This is a genomic window from Microbacter margulisiae (genome assembly GCF_014192515.1).
Classification (GTDB): Bacteria; Bacteroidota; Bacteroidia; order Bacteroidales; family Paludibacteraceae; genus Microbacter; species Microbacter margulisiae.
Genome location: NZ_JACHYB010000002.1, coordinates 596,639 through 616,402, shown reverse-complemented (window position 1 = coordinate 616,402; position 19,764 = coordinate 596,639). Strand labels below are relative to the sequence as shown.

General features: G+C 39.2%; 14 protein-coding genes and 1 tRNA gene. All 15 read left to right on the top strand.

From position 1 onward, the window contains the following. The first annotated feature begins 15 nt into the window (after positions 1-15). Entirely contained in the window at positions 16-2,766 is a 2,751-nt protein-coding gene (locus tag FHX64_RS11610) for a TonB-dependent receptor (RefSeq protein WP_183414010.1), read from the top strand. Positions 2,767-2,778: 12 nt separating this feature from the next. After that, positions 2,779-4,233, top strand: coding sequence for a hypothetical protein (locus tag FHX64_RS11605; protein WP_183414009.1), 1,455 nt, complete (start codon positions 2,779-2,781; stop codon positions 4,231-4,233). Between the two features lie 234 nt (positions 4,234-4,467). Further along, a complete protein-coding gene (locus tag FHX64_RS11600; RefSeq protein ID WP_183414008.1) occupies positions 4,468-5,643 on the top strand; it encodes a metallophosphoesterase family protein in 1,176 nt (391 codons plus the stop codon). Between the two features lie 132 nt (positions 5,644-5,775). Beyond that, on the top strand, positions 5,776-6,771 hold the full coding sequence (locus FHX64_RS11595) for a hypothetical protein (protein ID WP_183414007.1): 996 nt from the start codon (positions 5,776-5,778) through the stop codon (positions 6,769-6,771). Positions 6,772-6,820: 49 nt separating this feature from the next. Further along, positions 6,821-7,864 carry a phosphate ABC transporter substrate-binding protein PstS gene (gene pstS, locus FHX64_RS11590; RefSeq protein WP_183414006.1) on the top strand — a complete coding sequence of 348 codons (1,044 nt, stop codon included), beginning with the start codon at positions 6,821-6,823 and terminating at the stop codon, positions 7,862-7,864. A gap of 99 nt (positions 7,865-7,963) precedes the next feature. Further along, positions 7,964-8,815, top strand: coding sequence for a phosphate ABC transporter permease subunit PstC (gene pstC, locus FHX64_RS11585; protein WP_183414005.1), 852 nt, complete (start codon positions 7,964-7,966; stop codon positions 8,813-8,815). Further along, on the top strand, positions 8,815-9,720 hold the full coding sequence (gene pstA, locus FHX64_RS11580) for a phosphate ABC transporter permease PstA (RefSeq protein WP_183414004.1): 906 nt from the start codon (positions 8,815-8,817) through the stop codon (positions 9,718-9,720). The genes pstC and pstA overlap by 1 nt, the downstream gene beginning before the upstream one ends. A gap of 33 nt (positions 9,721-9,753) precedes the next feature. Continuing rightward, on the top strand, positions 9,754-10,539 hold the full coding sequence (gene pstB / locus FHX64_RS11575; protein WP_183414514.1) for a phosphate ABC transporter ATP-binding protein PstB: 786 nt from the start codon (positions 9,754-9,756) through the stop codon (positions 10,537-10,539). A gap of 39 nt (positions 10,540-10,578) precedes the next feature. Next, on the top strand, positions 10,579-11,268 hold the full coding sequence (phoU, locus tag FHX64_RS11570; RefSeq protein WP_183414003.1) for a phosphate signaling complex protein PhoU: 690 nt from the start codon (positions 10,579-10,581) through the stop codon (positions 11,266-11,268). A gap of 268 nt (positions 11,269-11,536) precedes the next feature. After that, positions 11,537-12,898 (top strand): TrpB-like pyridoxal phosphate-dependent enzyme, encoded by a 1,362-nt coding sequence (locus FHX64_RS11565; protein WP_183414002.1) that lies wholly within the window; start codon positions 11,537-11,539, stop codon positions 12,896-12,898. Between the two features lie 90 nt (positions 12,899-12,988). Next, complete coding sequence (locus FHX64_RS11560; protein ID WP_183414001.1) at positions 12,989-14,251, top strand: bifunctional folylpolyglutamate synthase/dihydrofolate synthase; 1,263 nt, start codon at positions 12,989-12,991, stop codon at positions 14,249-14,251. Between the two features lie 74 nt (positions 14,252-14,325). Beyond that, a tRNA-Val gene (locus FHX64_RS11555) sits at positions 14,326-14,400 on the top strand. Positions 14,401-14,491: 91 nt separating this feature from the next. After that, on the top strand, positions 14,492-14,917 hold the full coding sequence (locus FHX64_RS14345; protein WP_246392456.1) for a hypothetical protein: 426 nt from the start codon (positions 14,492-14,494) through the stop codon (positions 14,915-14,917). Then, positions 14,914-15,786 carry an IS3 family transposase gene (locus FHX64_RS11550; protein WP_343053515.1) on the top strand — a complete coding sequence of 291 codons (873 nt, stop codon included), beginning with the start codon at positions 14,914-14,916 and terminating at the stop codon, positions 15,784-15,786. The genes FHX64_RS14345 and FHX64_RS11550 overlap by 4 nt, the downstream gene beginning before the upstream one ends. Before the next feature lie 495 nt (positions 15,787-16,281). Beyond that, complete coding sequence (locus tag FHX64_RS11545) at positions 16,282-19,758, top strand: PAS domain S-box protein (RefSeq protein ID WP_183414000.1); 3,477 nt, start codon at positions 16,282-16,284, stop codon at positions 19,756-19,758. Positions 19,759-19,764 lie beyond the last annotated feature (6 nt).

The following is a 19,764-nucleotide window of genomic DNA, read 5'->3' as shown; positions in this document are numbered from 1 at the left end:
TATTGTATGTTGGCTATGAAGAAAATTTTACTGTTCATTTTGTGTGTTGTTTTGCTGGAGAATAATCTTAGTGCTACTGTAATAAAGGGTTATGTACTAGATGCTAAAAATAAGGAGCCTTTAATTGGAGCTGTGGTATATGATCAGAACAATATGAAAGTGAATGATGTAGTTGGGATGGATGGCTCTTTTAAATTAAATAATGTCAATGAAGGAAGTCATGATTTGATCTTCAAGTATATTGGGTATGAAATAAAAGAAAAAAATATATATGTTGCATTAAATCATAAGGTGGTTCATATGACAGTTTTCCTGGAACCTAAGGGACTGTCATTAGCTCAGGTTGATGTTGTAGCGCAACAAAACACAGAAAGCAACGCTTATGCCATCCATAAAGAGCGAACTGCTGAAAATGTGGAAAACATTTTATCTGCCAAGAGTATTCAATTATCTCCTGATATTACGGTTGCCAATGTGCTTTCGCGAATGCCGGGTGTAACGGTACAAAGGACGGCTAACAGTGGTGAAGGACAATATGCAATCATTCGGGGAATGGATAAGCGATACAATTATACTTTAGTGGATGGCATTAAGATCCCCAGTCCGGATGATAAAAACAGATATGTGCCAATGGATATTTTTCCAGCGGAATTAATTTCCAATCTGGTAGTTATTAAGGCATTGACACCCGATATGGAAGGTGATGCAATTGGGGGAGCGATGGATCTTATCCTCAAAGATGCACCCCCAAGCTTTCTTTTTACTGCCAATCTATCTGTAGGGTATAATCAATTATTTTTTGACAGGCCATTTTATCAGTTCGATCACCAGGCTGTCCATCTTAAGTCACCCGCAGAAATGTATGGTGCAGATTATCCTGCTAAGGTTTCTGACTTTACAATCAATAATCTGAAGTTTCAACGTGTCAGGGCGCTTCCGAATTTCAACGGAGGTTTGAGTATAGGAGATCGATTCTTCCATAAGAAATTGGGAGTTATAGTGGCTGTTAGCAATCAAACCAGCTATAGTGGTTCCAATGATTTTTTTGCAACTCCCAGAGCAAAACCCAACGTTGATAATATGCCGGGTTTTGAGTACATGACTACGCGGTATTATTCAACCCAGAACAACCGGCTGGGAATTCATAATAAGAATGACTTTGTTATTGATAAAAATAATAGAATAGTTTTGTATAATGCCTATTTTCAATTGAATAAATATATTTCGCGCAATTCGGTTGAAACTGCTTTGGGAACCGGTGTTGGGAATGTAATCACAAAAGACAGATCCCAAACCCAGCTCGAAAGTATTTATAACACTACACTCCAGGGCTTTCATACATTATTTCCTTCGTTATCATTTGATTGGTCGGCTGTTTACTCGAAAGCATGGGCAAACAATCCGGATGATGTGCAGTTGCAATACAATAGTACCATCATTAATGCTCCAACATTACAGGGGCTTACCCACAAATGGAGCCACAATACCGATCAGGATCTTGCAGGATATCTAAATGTTTACTGGAAACCGAAATTTGATGGCAGCACTCCTGAATTTCAATTTGGAGGAATGTTCCGTCATAAATCGAGGAACAATTATTACAATGAATATAGTTTAACACCGGAGTTAATCAACAACGAACCCCAATCATTCACAACGATTGACAGTGCAAAGTTTGTTTTTCAAGGATACAATGCAAATTTAGGTAGTCCTGTTAATCAAAATGATTATAGCGTTATTGAGAATGTGGTGGCTTATTATGGAGAAGTTAAATATACTTTGGATAAACTTAATGTTTTGGCCGGAGTCCGAATGGAGCAAACGGATTTGCATTATTCAACACCTATGCCAGTTTCATTTGTAGGTAGAACCGGAAGTCAGATATATTCTGATATTTTGCCAGGTATTCATTTGAGATATGCATTAGCCAGAAATCAAAATTTGAGGTTTAGTTATTTTACTTCCATTTCGCGGCCGGGGTATTTTGAGGTCATTCCCTATCTTGTCTCAGGTGAATATTTTGACGAAGAAGGTAATCCCTATCTAAAACGGTCAAAGGCTCAGAATCTGGATTTTCGGTATGAGTTGTTTCCCTCTTCTTCAGAGCAGATATTAGCCGGATTTTTTTACAAACAAATTAAAGATCCTATTGAATATAGTTTGGTGCAGGATTTAGGCCCTTCCTCTTTACAGCTGAAGCCCCAAAACTTCGGTACGGCATTGAATTATGGTTTTGAATTTGTCTTCTTGAAATATTTCAAAAACTTTGGAATTTCAGGTAATTACACTTTTACAAAATCAAGAATTACAACTTATAAATCTAGTTATCAAAGAAATGCATCTGGTGATTTAGTTACGGATAGCGTTTTAGTGACACGTCCAATGCAGGGACAGGCGGAGAATATTGCTAATTTATCGTTTCTCTACAAAAACCTGCGATGGGGACTTAAAATGCAACTGGCGTTTGTTTATACCGGAAAATATATTTCACAAGTCTCTGGCTACTATGGATTGGACTATTGGAGTATGCCTTATACAACAATGGACTTTTCGTTTGATCAACGACTTACCAAAGAAGGAAAGCTGCATATATTCGGGAAAGCCCGGAATATCCTTAATGCTGCTGCGATCACGCGCATATTTCGTCCTAATTCATATTTGACTGGAACATACCAGTTGCCTGATCAGAATAGTCCGAATAGTGTTGTAGTTCAGAAAGAAATATATAAACCAAGTTACTTAATTGGAGTCAGATACTCATTCTAATTTTTATTTAATATGAAAACAAAAAACATTTACTTGTGTATTATGGGCTTTGCTGTAAGCTTATTATTAGCTTCCTGCGCAAAAAATTCCGTGTCAGTTTCTACGCCTCCGCTTGTGATTGGGCAAACGATTAGTGCAGGAACTCCTTTGTCGGGAAGTGTGAAGGGGACTATGCTGAGCGGTCAAACATACACTATGACAGGGAATATTACAATTAATCAGGGAGATACATTGTTGATGCAACCTGGGGTTCATTTAAAGGTTGGCCGAGGATTAACCATCTTGGTGAAAGGTGTATTCATTTCATTAGGAACGAAAGATAATCCCAATTATATAGGCCCTGATAAGACATTTACCAAAACAGACCAGGTGGGATATCCTATCCAAAGCGATTCGGCCTACTGTGGTTATTGGACAGGTATAAACTGTGAACCTACTTGTACATTGGTAGATATTAAATGGACACATATAGATTATACGGGTGCCTCGTTCCCGGCTAATTTCTTCCCCACTGGAAAATCTGCAGGCGACACATCTTTTGGTCTTTATTTCCAAAATATAAATGGTAATTTTATTTTGGAAGATAGTTGGATGTATGGTTGTATTGACGATGCTATCCGCATTTCTGCCGGTAAGTTTGAAGTTATGCGTAATACTTTTGAAAAATGTGGCTATACAGGAGGAGATGGTGTAAATGTAAAGAGTGGAGCTGTCGGTGATATGGCCTACAATTTATGTGTCGGTTCGGCAACCAATGCAACCAAAGCTGCCATGCCCAATAGCACGAACGTACAAACCAATGTCAACATGTACAATAATACTTATATTAATTGCGGATACAGGCAATCTGACCCAACCGGACGTGGTGGTTCTTTGAATTATGAAAGTGGTGCCAAAGGAGAAGCTTATAATAATTTGATCGTAAACTGCAGGGTGGGCTTGCGGATTCATAATAATCCGGCTGCGGATGTTCAGCACATGAAATATGGATATAACTACTCCTATGGAGATTCATTAAGCGTTTGTGATATGTTTTATCCGGTCCCGCCAACCACCTCAGTAACTGTGCCGCAACCAACTGATGTTCCAATTCCTACATCAACAATATTTCCAGATTCCATATACTCAGCTACTTATTTGTATCAGTTAGATGCTAGTGGAAATGCCGTTCATATGGTTAAGCCATACGATGGATCTTCGTTTGTTCAAAAAGGGAATCCTCTTTTTGTTAACTTCCCTCTTCCGGAACAGGGAATAACCCGTTTATCCGATATCTCAGCAGTTGGAAACTATAATTTTAGATTACAATCCAGTTCGCCTGCTGCAGGAAAGGGAACTACAGATCCGGCCTTAATTGCTCCAATTGAAGCTGTCCAAATTACAAATGCCAACCTGAAACCTACCATTACAATGCCTGGCGCTGACATGGGATGCTATCAACTTGACGGATCAGGGAATCAACATTAATTCTCTTTTTGCTCTATATAAAATTGGTTATGGAAATTGTCTATGGTACAGATTGTGTGGTTTTAATTTTTCATTAACTTGCTGAGAGGTGCTTGCCAATAATAATATTGGAGGTAAGCACCTTGCTATTTTTAAAATAAAGTATGTGAAATGAATATGTAGAGGATTTCCATTCAGGAATACAAATGTTGATCTGTGATTTCCAAACAATCTTGAAAATAAAATTATTGCTCTATGAATAAACTAAATCGGGTTTTGTTAATACTATTGTTCTCTCTTGCATTTGTTTCGTGCGGGGAGATGCCCGTCAATGCTCAATCGCATCATACAATACACATTGTATATACTTCGGATTTGCATTTTGGATGGCATCGGCAATTTCGTGGCAAAACGAATTGTAGCGCCAATGAGGTTAATCGCGACATGGTAAGAGAAATGAATACATTGTCTGAAATTTGTTTCCCTAAAGATGGAGGAATCGATCAGGGTTCAAAAGTTGGTCCTGTCGATTATATTATTGTTACGGGTGATATTGTTAATCGTCAGCAAATTGGCATACAATCGGCTACTGCATCGTGGAAACAGTTTGCCGCTACTTATTTAGATGGTGGCATAACCTTAAAGAACGAAGATGGGAAACCGACTCCTTTTTTATTAGAATGTGGAAATCATGATGTTTCGGATGCTATTGGGTTTACAAAACCCATGAATCCAGACAGTGATGCTACTTCTATGGTAAATATTTACAACATGATGTTGTCTCCTTCGGTTCCCCTTACCAATGCAACATTTCATTATAAGGAAGATAAAATTAATTCTTCACGGGATATAGCAGGTGTTCACTTTATGTTTGTCAATGTCTGGCCTGATTCAACAGCACGAATCTGGATGCAACACGATTTAGCATCGGTTAGTTCCAAAACTCCGGTGGTTATCTTTACACATGATCCTCCCATTGCCGATCCAAAGCATTTTATAAATCCAAATGGCAATCATTCCATTAATGCGACGGATAAGTTTGAGAATATATTGGAGGAAATATTTAAAGACGGGAAAACACCAAAATCTTCTACTACCATTGAACAACGTGGTTTTGTCAGTTTCCTTAAATTACACCCTAATATCAGAGCTTATTTTCATGGGCACGACAATTTTAATCAGTTCTATACTTACTATGGCCCTGATGATAATATCCAGCTTCCTGTTTTTAGAGTCGACTCGCCTATGAAGGGTGATATCTCAGGGACTGATGCTCCTAATAAGGTAGGCGATGAGAAGGAAGTATCATTTCAGGTAATTTCAATTAATAGTGATACAAAGAAGATGACGGTCAGGGAGTGCTTTTGGAATAAATCAGGTGCCAACTCGAAACTTGAATGGGGTAATAATGCAACAATTGATTTGAAATAATGTAAAAAAATTGTGTTGTTTCTGTCGTAACAACGGGTATAAAATGTAACAATAATGTAACAATCCCTTCACATTCTTGTAACATCTCCGAAATACTTTTGCTTCCGAAATTAAACACCAAATTTATTCACGATGAAAAAAATCTTTTTGAGCTTACTCGCTCTGGTTGTTATGAGCAATTTGCTTTCTGCGCAAACTTCGTCAACGTCACAAAGTGATTTTAAACCCAATGGAGCTCCGATTGTGACTATCTTTAGCGATTTTACGAGTACTACGTCAAACAGTAAAACGAACAACGCTTTTGATTTGTCGCGCGCTTATTTCGGGTATGGCTATCATTTCAGCAAAGACTTCTATGGAAAAGTAGTTTTTGATATAGCCAACTCGGCGGGTTTATCTCCTTCAGCATTTACGGCTTTTCTGAAAAATGCTTTTCTTGAGTATTCCAATCCGGTGGTTACAGTTGACATGGGTATGATTGGTACAAGTCAGTTCAGTTTACAGGAATCTATCTGGGGAAAACGTTTCTTAGCCAAAACATTTCAGGATCAGTATGGTTTTGGTTCAAGTGCTGACCTGGGAGCTGCTGTAAAAGTAAAGTTTGCACCTCAAGTTAGCCTGGATGTACAATTGCTGAATGGAGAAGGGTACCAGAAAGTGCAAGCAGACAGCACATTTAAGGTGGCTGCCGGTTTAACCGTGATGCCGGTCAAAAATCTTATAGCCCGCGTTTATGTTGACTATATGAAGAAAAACGTGGCACAACATTCTTTTAATGCATTCCTTGCTTACACCGGTAAAGATTTTACATTAGCTGGGGAGTATGACATGCAGAATGGAAATAAGATGATTCAGGATCATAATTTTTCCGGGGTTTCTTTGCACGGGACGTACAATGTAGATAAAAATATGGCTATATTTGTAAGGTTTGATGACTTGACTTCCAAGAAAATAGGAAGCGCAACAACAGGTTGGGATTCTTCCGATGGGCAAACTTATATGGCAGGTTTAGTGTTCATGCCTGCAAAAGGGGTTCAGATATCTCCTAACTTCCGTTACTGGAATCCGTCATCAAGTGCAATGCACTCTACAACAAGTTTAGCTTTGAATCTCGGTCTTAGCTTCTAAATAAATAAACTTCATATAAAATCAATTTCTCACATTAATACCTTTAGTTATGAAAAAAATCGGTTTGTTTTTAGCTCTTGCGCTGGTTATCGCTTCTTGCCATAGTGGTAAAAAGAATTCAGTTGCTTTGTCGGGAGCGGGCTCAACCTTTGTTATGCCATTCTATACAACTGCATTTCAAAAGTATACTCCGCTGACTGGTGTGAAAATCTCTTATGGAGGTGTTGGCTCAGGTGCTGGTATCAAAAGTTTGAAAGATCGCGTTGTGGATTTTGGCGCCAGTGATGCATTTATGACCGATGCTCAAATGGCTGCAATGCCTGCACCGGTAGTAGAATTTCCAACTTGTAGCGGTGCTGTGGTTATGGCATTTAACCTGCCGGGCATTACAACAATGAAATTAACGCCTGAAGTATTGGCGGATATCTATTTAGGCAAAATCACAAACTGGAATGATCCTGCTTTGGCAAAAATCAATCCGGGCGTGAAATTCCCGAATTTGCCGATCACGGTAGTGCACCGTTCGGATGGTAGTGGTACTACAAATATTTTCACCAACTATCTGACTAAGGTAAGTCCTGAGTGGAAATCAAAATATGGTTTCGGAACAACCGTTAACTGGCCGGTAGGAGTAGGCGGTAAAGGAAATCCAGGTGTAGCAGGAACCATTAGCCAAACGACAGGAGCTTTCGGATATGTTGAATCAACCTATGCTTTTGCAGAAAAAATTCCTTTTGCATCCATCAAAAATCAGGCAGGCATTTTTATTACTCCGTCTTTTGCTTCAACAAGTGCAGCTGGAAAAGGCCAAATGCCTCAGGATACACGTATTATGATCACCGACTCTCCTGACTCAGCTGCCTATCCAATTGCAGGGTTTACCTGGGTGATTCTTTACAAGGAACAACATTACAACAACCGTACTTTAGCTCAGGCTCAGGCTCTGTTGAAATTGTGGGATTGGATGTTAGATCCGGATGCTCAGGCAGTTGCTCAACAAATTGATTATGTTCCGCTTCCTGCTTCAGTAGTTGCGCTGGATAAAAGTATTTTACGTACGGTAACCTATGACGGAAAACCAATTCTGCAATAACAAGTAGTTTTAACTCAATTTCTTCATCACTCCTTTCGGGACGCTCCTTTTTGAGAAAGGAACGACCCGAAAGGTTTAGTGTTATAAAAACTTTACTGAATGAACAGTGATAAAATAACGAAGTACGTTTTATTTGTTACGTCCTTTATTATATTGATTGTGACGGGCGGAATGCTTTATTCCCTGATACAGGGATCGCTTCCTTCTTTTCATACATTTGGATGGAAATTTATAATTTCTCCCGAATGGAATCCTACAAAGGGAAATGAGCATTATGGAGCATTGGCGTTTATCCTTGGAACTATATACACTTCCGTATTGGCTTTGCTGGTGGCTTTACCAATGGCATTTTCAACATCGTTGATTGTGGCCGAATATTTTCGGAACAGTTGGTTTGCGAATGTGGTAAGCACATGTGTTGATTTGCTGGCCGGTATCCCTTCCGTTATTTTTGGATTGTGGGGTTTCTATGCCTTGCGTCCGTTTATTGTGCATATTGGTCTGACTCAGCAGGGATTTGGTGTTTTCACTGCGGGGATTGTTTTGGCCATGATGATTATTCCATACGCAGCATCACTAAGTAATTCGGTCATTATGATGGTGCCGAATGAATTAAAGGAAGCCGCATATTCACTTGGAGCAACACGGCTTGAAGTGATTTGGAATGTAATTTTGCCTAATGCGCGTTCGGGTATTACGGCAAGTTATATTTTGGCCTTTGGACGCGCTTTAGGAGAAACCATGGCAGTAACTATGCTTATTGGAAATGCCAATATTGTGCCAAAAGGGCTATTCAGTATGGGGAATACGATGGCGAGTGTTATTGCCAATGAGTTCGGTGAAGCCAACGGGTTGCACCTGAGTTCTCTGATTGCACTTGGATTGATTTTGTTTGTGATTACGGCGCTTATTAATGCTGCCGGAAAATATATTATCAAAAAATTTGCCTAATGGATACATCAATTTTTCAGAGAGGAAAAACAGAAACAAAATCTGCTCATTTGGTACGAAGCTGGAAGAATAAAATCTTTTTCAGCGTTGTGCTTTTATTTGCCCTGATTACCATATCCATTGTCTTTTTGATTATCGGGACTTTGGTGGCAAAAGGCTACCGGCAGATTAATTGGAGCTTCTTTACCCAAGTGGCTCCTGATACGTTTGATGCCATGATGGCAAATGCAAGCGGAAGACTCATCCCTGGTGGAATCCTGAACGGAATTACCGGATCTATATTTTTGGTTGCTATTGCTTCTATTCTTGCTATTCCCATAGGAGTAATCATAGGAATATTTTTATACGAAAATCCTCACAAACGGTATGCGAATCTCATTCGTGACATAGCGGATGTTTTGCAAGGCGTTCCATCAATTGTTATCGGGTTAATTGTTTATCTTTGGGTGGTTGTTTCGGTGACGAAAGGATACTCGGCGTTGGCAGGAAGCGTGGCATTGGCAATTATGATGTTGCCTCTTATCATCCGATCTACCGAAGAGTCGATGAAGATGGTTCCCGAATCGTTGAAAGAGGCAGCTGTTGCACTGGGAACACCTTATTATAAAGTGATTCTCAGAGTACTGATTCCTTCGAGTTTCAGCGGATTAATCACCGGTATATTGCTTGCTGTTTCGCGTGTTTTGGGAGAAACAGCACCATTATTGCTGACTACGTTGGGAAACTCTTCCGTCAACTGGAATCTTTCTAAACCTATAAGCGCTGTGCCCTTGCTGATATGGCAATTTTATAATGATCCGAATATGGTAAACATGATTTGGAGTTCGTCGCTCTTTTTAATGGCATTTGTTCTGATTCTGAACATCCTGTCAAAATGGATTGCGGCAAAAAAGAGTATTCAATAACAATATAAAACGCTTACAAACAAAGATACAATGATGATAAACGAACCGAATGTAACACCGGAGCCAACGATCCTGTCGTTTGACAATTTATCCATTGCATACGATAAGGATAAGTATGCAGTCAAAAATGTTTCGGCTGAAGTACATAAAAATTCTATCACAGCCATTATGGGTCCTTCGGGGTGTGGTAAAACAACCCTTTTACGGGCAATTAACAGGATGCATGAGTTATATCCTAATATCTCAACAGAAGGGAAGATCAATCTATACGGCGATAATATTTATGAAATGTCAACCATTGAATTGCGCCGTAAAATCGGGATGGTTTTTCAACGCCCAAATCCGTTTCCGACAATGAGTATTTATGAAAATGTAATTGCAGGTTATAAATTGAATGGTATTCATTTGAAACGTTCCGAGCGTGATGAAATTGTGGAATCGACACTGCGTGATGTTGCCTTATGGGAAGAAGTGAAAAGTGCTTTGCATAAAAAAGGAACATTTCTTTCAGGTGGTCAGCAACAACGCCTTTGTGTTGCCCGTGCACTGGCATTCAAACCAGAAGTGATCTTATTAGACGAACCAACCTCGGCGCTTGATCCGATTTCAACGGCCAAAATTGAAGATTTGCTGGTTGATTTGAAAAAGCATTATACCATTATCCTGGTGACTCACAATATGTCTCAGGCTGCCCGTATTTCCGATTATTCCATGTTTATGTATCTTGGACAATTGATTGAATATGAAGATACAAAAACGATGTTTACCAATCCGAAAGATTCCCGTACCGAAGGTTATTTAACCGGAAAGTTTGGTTGATAGAATGAATCCAAGTAAAACAACAAAAACTATTTTCTTATGAATACGCAAAAAGAAAACGCCCTGCACGATATCCGCGAAAAGTTTAACGATCTGTCACAGCTTGTCCTGTATCAGCTTGACTTACTGGAGAAGATTATTAATAAAGGTGATCCGTCAATTCCTGACAGTTTACTGGAAGAATTGAATGCAAACGAAGCTGATATTGATCTTCTCGAAATTCAGCTGGGCGAGGAAATTATTGATACAATTGTGTTGCAGCAACCTATGGCCTCTGATCTGCGCCAGGTCATTGCCATAAACCAAATGGTTTCCAACCTTGAACGGATAGGTGATCTGGTAATGAATATCGTTTATTTCCTTCCGAGGATCCAGAATGTTGAGATTTATTCCAAGATGTCTGAAGTGATGGGTAATATGTTGATGACCAGTGTCAGTATGGTAAAACGGGCTATCCAGTCGTTTACCATGAATGACAAGGAAGATGCCATCTGGACCATCAAGAATGATGCTATTGTAGACGAGATGAATCGCAAATTGATCAAGAAAACAATTACCAGAAGCAATCTGCCCGAAGAAACACAACAATTATTGTTTGCTTTCATCAACCTGAATAATATCATTTCGAATATCGAACGGGTTGGAGACCATGCTACCAATATCGCTGAATCATCAATTTATGCCTTGGAAGGGAAAGACCTTCGGCATAAAAAACTCGAGAACGAATGATAAAAGTCATACAAAATTGATGAAATCGATTTTTTTGGCTTGTAATTTGTTGTTTTTCTATCTTTTTTGTTCCTTTGCAAACAAATTGACAGAAAATGATGTGTAACGAATATAGAAACAGTTGGCGCCGTTCATTTTTATAAAAGGTGAATGCGCAATCATTATGTTTTTTAATAAGCCTATAACCGCAGGATCCTTTTCCCTGCGGTTTTTTTATATCATACCAATTCAAATTACTCAATATTTTCAACTTATTCATTTTTAGCTCATGAAGACAACAAAAAAGATTTTATTATCGGAACAAGAGATGCCAAAAGCCTGGTATAACATTGTGGCAGACATGAAGAACAAGCCGTTGCCAATGTTAAATCCAGGGACAAAACAACCTGTGAAACCTGAAGAAATGGAGCCTCTTTTTGCTAAAGGGCTTATTGAACAAGAGTTTACAACCGAAAGATATGTTGAGATTCCTGATGAGGTATGGCAATTGTATAAAATCTATCGCCCTTCGCCTTTAGTTCGTGCTTCTGGCCTTGAGAAGGCGTTGGATACTCCTGCAAAGATTTATTTTAAAAACGAAAGTGTTAGTCCGGTAGGCTCTCATAAATTGAATTCCGCTATTCCGCAAGCTTACTATAATAAAATCCAGGGGATAAAACATATTACTACTGAAACCGGAGCAGGTCAGTGGGGAAGTGCAATGAGCATTGCATGCAAACATTTTGGCCTTGATTTGCAGGTGTATATGGTGAAAGTGAGTTACGAACAAAAACCTTATCGCAAATTCGTAATGCAAACCTATGGCGCTGAAGTGATTCCTTCTCCAAGTGACAGGACGGCTGCCGGAAGAGCATTACTGGCAAAAGATCCAAACAGTTCAGGTAGTTTGGGTGGCGCTATTTCCGAAGCTGTTGAGGCTGCCGTGACACATCCCGATACCCGTTATACGTTAGGCAGCGTGTTGAATCATGTTATTTTGCATCAGACGATTATCGGATTGGAAGCTGAGAAACAGATGGAAATGGTTGGTGATTATCCGGATGTGGTGATTGGATGTTTTGGAGGTGGTTCCAATTTTTCCGGAATCTCGTTTCCTTTCCTGCGTCATAATTTGGTGGATGGGAAAAATACGCGTTTTATCGCTGCCGAACCGGCTTCATGTCCTAAATTGACGCGGGGAAAATTTGAATATGACTTTGGCGATACCATTGGTATGACTCCCCTTATTCCAATGTATACATTGGGACATGATTTTCAACCGGCTGATATTCACGCTGGAGGTTTACGCTATCATGGTGCTGGATCCATTGTCAGCCAATTGCTGAAAGATGGATTGATTGAAGCGCAAGCGGTACAACAATTGGATACGTTCGAAGCAGGCGTTTTGTTTGCCCGTTCAGAAGGTATCATTCCTGCTCCTGAATCAACCCATGCCATTGCCGTTGCCATTCAGGAAGCTTTGAAAGCCAAGGAGGAAGGTAAGGAGAAAATCATTTTGTTCAATCTTTCAGGACATGGTTTAATTGATATGACTGCCTATGACAGTTATTTCTCTGGTAAATTATCAAACTACAATGTGCCGGAAGATATGATTATGGAAAATGTATCCAAGCTGGAAAAATTGGTCTGACCATCCGGTGTTTTACTAATGGTTTTCTGACCAAAAATAGCGAATTTTGTAGCCGGCAATTTCATTAAAGAGATTGCCGGTTCTTTTTATATGATTTATCAGGAAACAATTGAATATCTTTATCATCAGCTTCCCGTGTTTGAGCGTATCGGAGATTCTGCCTATAAGGCCGGCCTTGATAGGGTGATGGACATGGATCGTATTTTGAACCATCCACATCAAAACTATAAGACTATCCATGTTGCAGGAACGAACGGGAAAGGATCTACTTCTCATATGCTGGCTGCTGTTTTGCAAGCGGCTGGTTATAAAACAGGGCTTTACACATCGCCGCATCTGAAGGATTTTCGTGAACGCATCCGGGTCAACGGCGAAATGATTACCGAACAATATGTTGTTGATTTTGTTGAACGTTATACTTCCGAATTTGAATCTCTGCATCCTTCGTTTTTTGAATTAACCATGTCGATGGCTTTTGATTATTTTGCTGCCCAACAGGTAGAGATTGCTGTGATTGAAGTTGGTCTGGGTGGCCGGTTGGATAGTACGAATATCATTACTCCCATTTTGAGTGTGATCACAAACATTAGCTTCGATCATCAACAATTTCTTGGAGACACACTTGAAAAAATTGCAGCAGAGAAAGCCGGCATTATGAAACCAAATGTTCCTGTGGTGATCGGAGAAGCAGACGGGAGTGTGAAAAACATTTTTATCCAACATGCTTCGCAAGTAAAGTCACCTCTTTTCTTTGCTCAGAAAATGATACAGGTATCGCGGGGTAATGATTCTGATCAATTTTATACCAAAGAGTTGGGTAATATTACAATGGGACTAAAAGGCCTGTATCAGGAGAAGAATCTTGCGACTGTCCTTTCAAGTATTTTGTTGTTGAATAAGCAAGGTATAAGTTTGCCTCTTCAGGCTATTCAAAAAGGTATTGAACATGTTACCGGATTGACCGGATTGCAGGGCCGCTGGCAGATATTGCAGAAAAATCCCTTGCTAATTTGTGATACAGGACACAATGAAGCCGGAATCCGATATGTAATGCAACAGCTTTCGCAGTTACCGTGCAGGCAATTGCATATTGTTTTTGGAATGGTAAATGATAAGGATCATCGTAAGATTTTACCTCTTTTGCCACAAAATGCACTTTATTATTTTACACAGGCGGCTATTCCAAGAGCACTTCCTGCTGATGAATTGCAACAGCAAGCCTTCTTAATCGGGTTAAAGGGTACAGCTTTCCCTTCTGTGCAAGAAGCTATTCAAGCAGCTAAAAGTGCTGCAAAAGAGGGAGATGTTATTTTTGTAGGAGGGAGTAGTTATGTTGTTGCTGAGGCTCTTTGAAAAAAACGAATAAAAACAAGATGAATATTTGTCAATATAAAAATCCCTGCTTATCTTTGCAACGCTTTTGACAAGGGCGTTTAGCTCAGCTGGTTCAGAGCATCTGCCTTACAAGCAGAGGGTCGGCGGTTCGAATCCGTCAACGCCCACATGAAAAGGGAGGTTGAATTTCTTATTCAACCTCCTTTTTTTTATTGCCTGTCTCGTCCTGAAATAGCGTTACACAAAAAGCGTAAAATAATGGGAGGAATTAAGAATCAGTATGTAAAGCGCACTCAAAAGGATTATAGCATGTCCTTAAAATTATCGATTATTTCAGAGATAGAACGAGGAGACATCTCAGTCACATCAGCTACGAAGAAATATGGTATACAGGGAAGATCCACAGTAGTTGGTTGGCTCAGAAAATATGGTACCTTTGATTGGGAAAATCAAACGCCGAGTAATATGCCAAAAAGTAAAGATCAAAAGATCCTTGAACTGGAGCAAAAGATCAAGGTTTTAGAAAAGCAAAAAGCATTTCTAGAAAAACAGGCAGAGCAATCCGATATGAAAGCAGCTTTCTTTGACATGATGGTTGATATGGCAGAAAAAGAGTACAATATCTCTATCCGAAAAAACTCTTTACCCGAACAGTCGACCGATTCAGTCAAGAAAACAAAGTGAGCAAAACCTCCACCTGTGGATTGCTCGGGGTAAGTAGGCAGGTTTATTATCGTTATTGTAGGTCAAAACAGAAGAAACAGGATAAGGCAGAGCAAGTATTGGCTATGGTTCGTTCTACACGGATGGCGATGCCCCGAATAGGCTTCAGGAAGTTATATTATCTTCTTTATGAACCACTGAGAGAATTACATATTGGGCGTGACAAGTTTTTGTCTATACTAAAAGCTAATCACATGTTGATTAAACCAAAGAGAAATTATCGTATAACCACTGACTCGCACCATCGTTTTAGAAAACATAAGAATTTGGTGGCAGATATAGAACTGACCCATCCCGAACAGGTTTGGGTATCGGATATAACTTATATCGGGGGCAGGGACAGGAACTGTTATCTGGCATTAGTTACAGATGCATATTCCAAAAAGATAATGGGTTATGATGTTTCTAATAGCTTGTCCACTGAAGGTTCTTTGAGAGCATTAAACATGGCCATTAGGCAAAAGAGATATAAAAACAAACTGATCCACCATTCGGATAGAGGATTACAGTATTGCAGTAACGATTATCAAAATGTTTTGAAAAAGAAAAAGATCATACCAAGTATGACTGAGCATTATGACCCTTATGCCAATGCGATAGCTGAAAGGGTAAATGGGATATTAAAACAGGAGTTTTTTCTGGAGGATTATCTGGTAGATATCAAAACAATGAAATTGTTGGTAGAAGATGCTGTTCATATTTACAATACACAAAGGCCACACTGGTCTTGTTACATGAAAACACCTGAACAGATGCACTGCCAAAAAGAAATAAAAATTAGAAATTATAAAAAGCAAAACCTTATCAAGGCTAGCCTTGATAAGGTTTGATAAAAAGAGTATTTTTGTTCATTAAACCTGTAACGGTTTTTTAGGACTAGTCAGCCATGTCTTAATTCCTCTCCCCTCCGAAAGGTATCTTCGCTCTAAAAAAGTATTGCCATATACATTTATAGTATTCGTTTTTAGTGTATTATAATACAAATGCAAAGAGCATGTTTTCCGGGCTACATGTTTTTTAGCAAACAATAGCCTGTTGTCTTTTTCACAAAGTTTTTACCGGGATCATTTTATATCATTAAAGTCTTTCTTATCTGAAAGATCTTATAAAGGATAACCTTCTTATTTTTCTTCCCTAATTTTTATTGTTCCAATAAAAAATGAGTTGACATTATGCAATGTATGCTTATTGGTGTATATTTGTAGCAGGGTATGCAAGTCTTATGTATTTGGATGGATGTGAATGTCTTGATGATTCTATTGAGCGGATAAGATTTCTGGAAAACTATTGGAATACAAACTTCTTTATAAAATTGTAATAACAATATGGAGAAAATAGTTACGATTGCACTTCCGGATCAGGTCTTGTATGATTTGAAGGCGATGGTTCGTGAGATTTTTTCGGAGGATTCCATACTAAAAGAATTTGATGGTAACCTGGATATTGAACACCTTGTTACTGAAAATCCCGATATGATTTTTTTGGGAGAGGAGGTTGCCGAACAATGCAAAGTTATCAAGCAAGATCTCCGTATGAATGCTATTCCGGTAGCTTTTTTTTCGCAACAGCAAGATATTGCTTTGTTAAGGAAAAAATCGCTTGAATTGAAGGCTGATGCTTTTATAATGCTTCCGATCGAAAAGGTGTTTTTTGTATCACAGTTACATATGTTAGAAGTTCTCGGCAATCTACATAAGCAACACAAAGCACAATACGAACATCTTTCTTCGCTTATAGAATCTCAAAACCAGGACTTTGAACAAAATAACCGGGTAATGCAATCTTTAATTTATGATTTGCAGCATGAGGTTATATCACACCATGCGACTGTAGAAACGTTGCAAAAGAGTGAATTCTTTTTCAAAGAATCACAACGGGTGGCTTTTATTGGATCTTATTTTTTTGATTTTTTGCATGATACATGGGATTCTTCCGAAGTACTTGATGAAATCTTTGGGATCGATAAGCATTATAAAAGAAACGTTGAAGGATGGGAAGCTTTGATTTATCCGTCAGACAGGGAGAAAATGGATCGGTATTTGAAGTCCGAGGTGATGGCTGGACATCAATCATTTAATGCTGAGTATCGGATTATTCGTCAAACCGATGAAGCAATAAGATGGATTTGGGGGTTGGGCAGTTTGCAATTTGATCAAAATGGCGTGTTAGTTTCCATGATGGGGACTATCCAGGATATTACGGAACGCAAGCAGAGCGAACGTATGTTGGCGGAGAGCGAGGAAAAATTTCGCAAGATTTTTCAGGAACACGCAGCCATAAAACTTTTGGTTGATCCGGAAACAGGAAATATTGTGGATGCAAACAAAGCTGCTGTGAATTATTACGGTTGGTCCCATGAAGAATTAATCCAGATGAATCTGGATCAGATTAATGTTTTGACAAAAAATGAAGTACTTAAAAAATTAAGCGAGTCGGCTAACAGAATCCGAAATCATTTTGAATTCAGACACCGATTGAAAAATGGGGAGATTCGTGATGTTGAAGTTTTTAGTAGTAAAGTGGATATTGCTCATAAAAGATATGTACATGCTATTGTGATTGATATCACCGAAAGAAAACGGGTTGAGTCGGCGTTGCGGGAAAGCGAAGAAAAATTTCATAATCTGTTTGATAATCATGCTGCTGTTAAATTACTTGTTGATCCTGATACGGGTGCTATTGCAGATGCCAATAAAGCTGCGGTAAAGTATTATGGCTGGTCACTGGAGGATCTGAAACAGAAAAAAATTCAGGAGATAAATACATTAGGCTCCTTGAATATTGAAAAAAGCATGGCTCAGGTTATGACGAATCAGCAGAATCACTTCGAATTTCAACATCAACTTAAAAGCGGAGATATTCGTAATGTAGATGTTTATAGCAGTAAGATTACGATTAACGGGAAGGATTACCTGCATTCTATTGTTCATGACATTACAGATCGAAAGCTGGTAGAGAAGACGCTTCGTGTCAATGCAGCCCGTATGAGGCGGGCTGAAATTGCCTCTAAATCAGGTAATTGGGAGGTTGATGTGAAAACTCATAAAGTTATTGCTTCCGAAGGTGCAATAAAAATTTATGGAATGGATAAAGGAGAGCTTGAACTTTCAGAAATCCAAGTAATTCCTCTGCCTGAATATCGTTCAAAGTTGGATGAAAGCTTTGTAAATTTAGTAATCAATCAGAAACCTTATGATATTGAATTTAAAATCCAAACACAGGATACGCGCGAAATTAAAGATGTTCACTCCATAGCTATTTATGATGAAGACAAAAAGCGTGTATTTGGTGTTATTCAGGATATAACAGAACGAAAACGGATCGAAGAAGATTTGAGAGAAAGTGAGCAGCGTTATCGTAATCTGGTGGAGAATGCTCCTGTGGGGATTGCTGTTTATCAGGAGGGTAAATTTGTTTATGTCAATCCTGAAGGATTAGCTATGATTGGAGCCAAACACCCTGAAGAATTAATTGGAAAGCCTGTGATGTCAATTGTGCATCCTGATAGTGTTGATGTGGTGAAGCAAAGAATTAGCGAAGTCATGGCAGGACAAACAATACCTCCAACAGAAGAGAAATTGATCCGTTTAGACAATTCGATTTTTATTGCAGAAGTGGTAGCTTTAGCCACTACCTATCATGATGAACCGGCAGGCCAGGTTATTGTGACAGATATTACAGAACGGAAACTTGCTCAGGAAGCTTTGCTGGAGAGTGAGCAACGATATAACGCTTTTATTAACGAGAGTGATGATTTGATCTTTATCAAAGATGATCAGTTTCGTTATCTTGTGGCAAATAAAGCTATGGGAGATTTCTTTGGTAAAAAGGTGGCTGAACTGATAGGAAAAACAGATCAGGACTTAGCAGAACAAAAGAATCTAAAACCGTGCGCTTCTTCTGATCAGAAGGCGTTACATGCGAAACGGGCATTTCGTGTAGAAGAAAAATTGGGAAATCAGTTTTTTGAGACGACTAAATTTCCTTTGGCGTTAAACAATGGCAGAAAAGCGATCGGAGGCATCATCCGGGAGGTTACAGAGAATCGTCTTGCAGCAGAAGAAATTCGTCAACTCAACGCTACACTCGAGCAGCGTGTTACAGAACGGACAGCCCAACTTGAGGTAGCCAATAAGGAACTGGAGGCCTTTAGCTATTCGGTTTCCCATGATCTGCGAGCTCCCCTGCGAGCTTTGGATGGCTTTGCCCGAATCCTGGTGGAAGATTATGGAACCACTCTTGATCCTGAAGCTACACGTCTGCTTAATGTCATTACAGACAACGCGAAGAAAATGGGAAACCTGATTGATGATTTGCTCGCATTTTCCCGTATTAGCCGGCAAGAAATCAAGTTCACGAAAATCGATATGTATAAATTGGCAGAATCGGTTTACCACGATCTTAGTGTAAACGCTTCTCAATCCGAAATAAAGTTTTTACTGCATGATTTACCGGATGCTTTTGGTGATCCGGCTATGGTGCGACAGGTGTGGGCGAATCTGATTGATAACGCAGTTAAATTTACGTCTAAGAAATCTTCCGGGTTAATCGAAATTGGATCTACAAAGGAAACCGCTGAAAACATCTATTACGTGAAAGATAATGGGGCAGGATTTGATATGGCCTATTCCGCTAAATTGTTTGGTATATTTCAGCGACTTCATTCTATAAATGACTTTCCTGGAACCGGCGTGGGGTTGGCTATTGTTCAACGTGTGATAAGCAGAATGAACGGGAGAGTTTGGGCTGAAGGAAAAGAAAACGAAGGAGCAACATTTTATTTTACATTACCAAATCAATAATGCATT

What these genes read in the sequence shown, in the direction of transcription:
- FHX64_RS11610 (WP_183414010.1), top strand. Translation starts at nt 16, where the DNA reads ATGAAGAAAATTTTACTGTTCATTTTGTGTGTTGTTTTGCTGGAGAAT.
- FHX64_RS11605 (WP_183414009.1), top strand. Translation starts at nt 2,779, where the DNA reads ATGAAAACAAAAAACATTTACTTGTGTATTATGGGCTTTGCTGTAAGC.
- FHX64_RS11600 (WP_183414008.1), top strand. Translation starts at nt 4,468, where the DNA reads ATGAATAAACTAAATCGGGTTTTGTTAATACTATTGTTCTCTCTTGCA.
- FHX64_RS11595 (WP_183414007.1), top strand. Translation starts at nt 5,776, where the DNA reads ATGAAAAAAATCTTTTTGAGCTTACTCGCTCTGGTTGTTATGAGCAAT.
- pstS (WP_183414006.1), top strand. Translation starts at nt 6,821, where the DNA reads ATGAAAAAAATCGGTTTGTTTTTAGCTCTTGCGCTGGTTATCGCTTCT.
- pstC (WP_183414005.1), top strand. Translation starts at nt 7,964, where the DNA reads ATGAACAGTGATAAAATAACGAAGTACGTTTTATTTGTTACGTCCTTT.
- pstA (WP_183414004.1), top strand. Translation starts at nt 8,815, where the DNA reads ATGGATACATCAATTTTTCAGAGAGGAAAAACAGAAACAAAATCTGCT.
- pstB (WP_183414514.1), top strand. Translation starts at nt 9,754, where the DNA reads ATGATAAACGAACCGAATGTAACACCGGAGCCAACGATCCTGTCGTTT.
- phoU (WP_183414003.1), top strand. Translation starts at nt 10,579, where the DNA reads ATGAATACGCAAAAAGAAAACGCCCTGCACGATATCCGCGAAAAGTTT.
- FHX64_RS11565 (WP_183414002.1), top strand. Translation starts at nt 11,537, where the DNA reads ATGAAGACAACAAAAAAGATTTTATTATCGGAACAAGAGATGCCAAAA.
- FHX64_RS11560 (WP_183414001.1), top strand. Translation starts at nt 12,989, where the DNA reads ATGATTTATCAGGAAACAATTGAATATCTTTATCATCAGCTTCCCGTG.
- FHX64_RS14345 (WP_246392456.1), top strand. Translation starts at nt 14,492, where the DNA reads ATGGGAGGAATTAAGAATCAGTATGTAAAGCGCACTCAAAAGGATTAT.
- FHX64_RS11545 (WP_183414000.1), top strand. Translation starts at nt 16,282, where the DNA reads ATGGAGAAAATAGTTACGATTGCACTTCCGGATCAGGTCTTGTATGAT.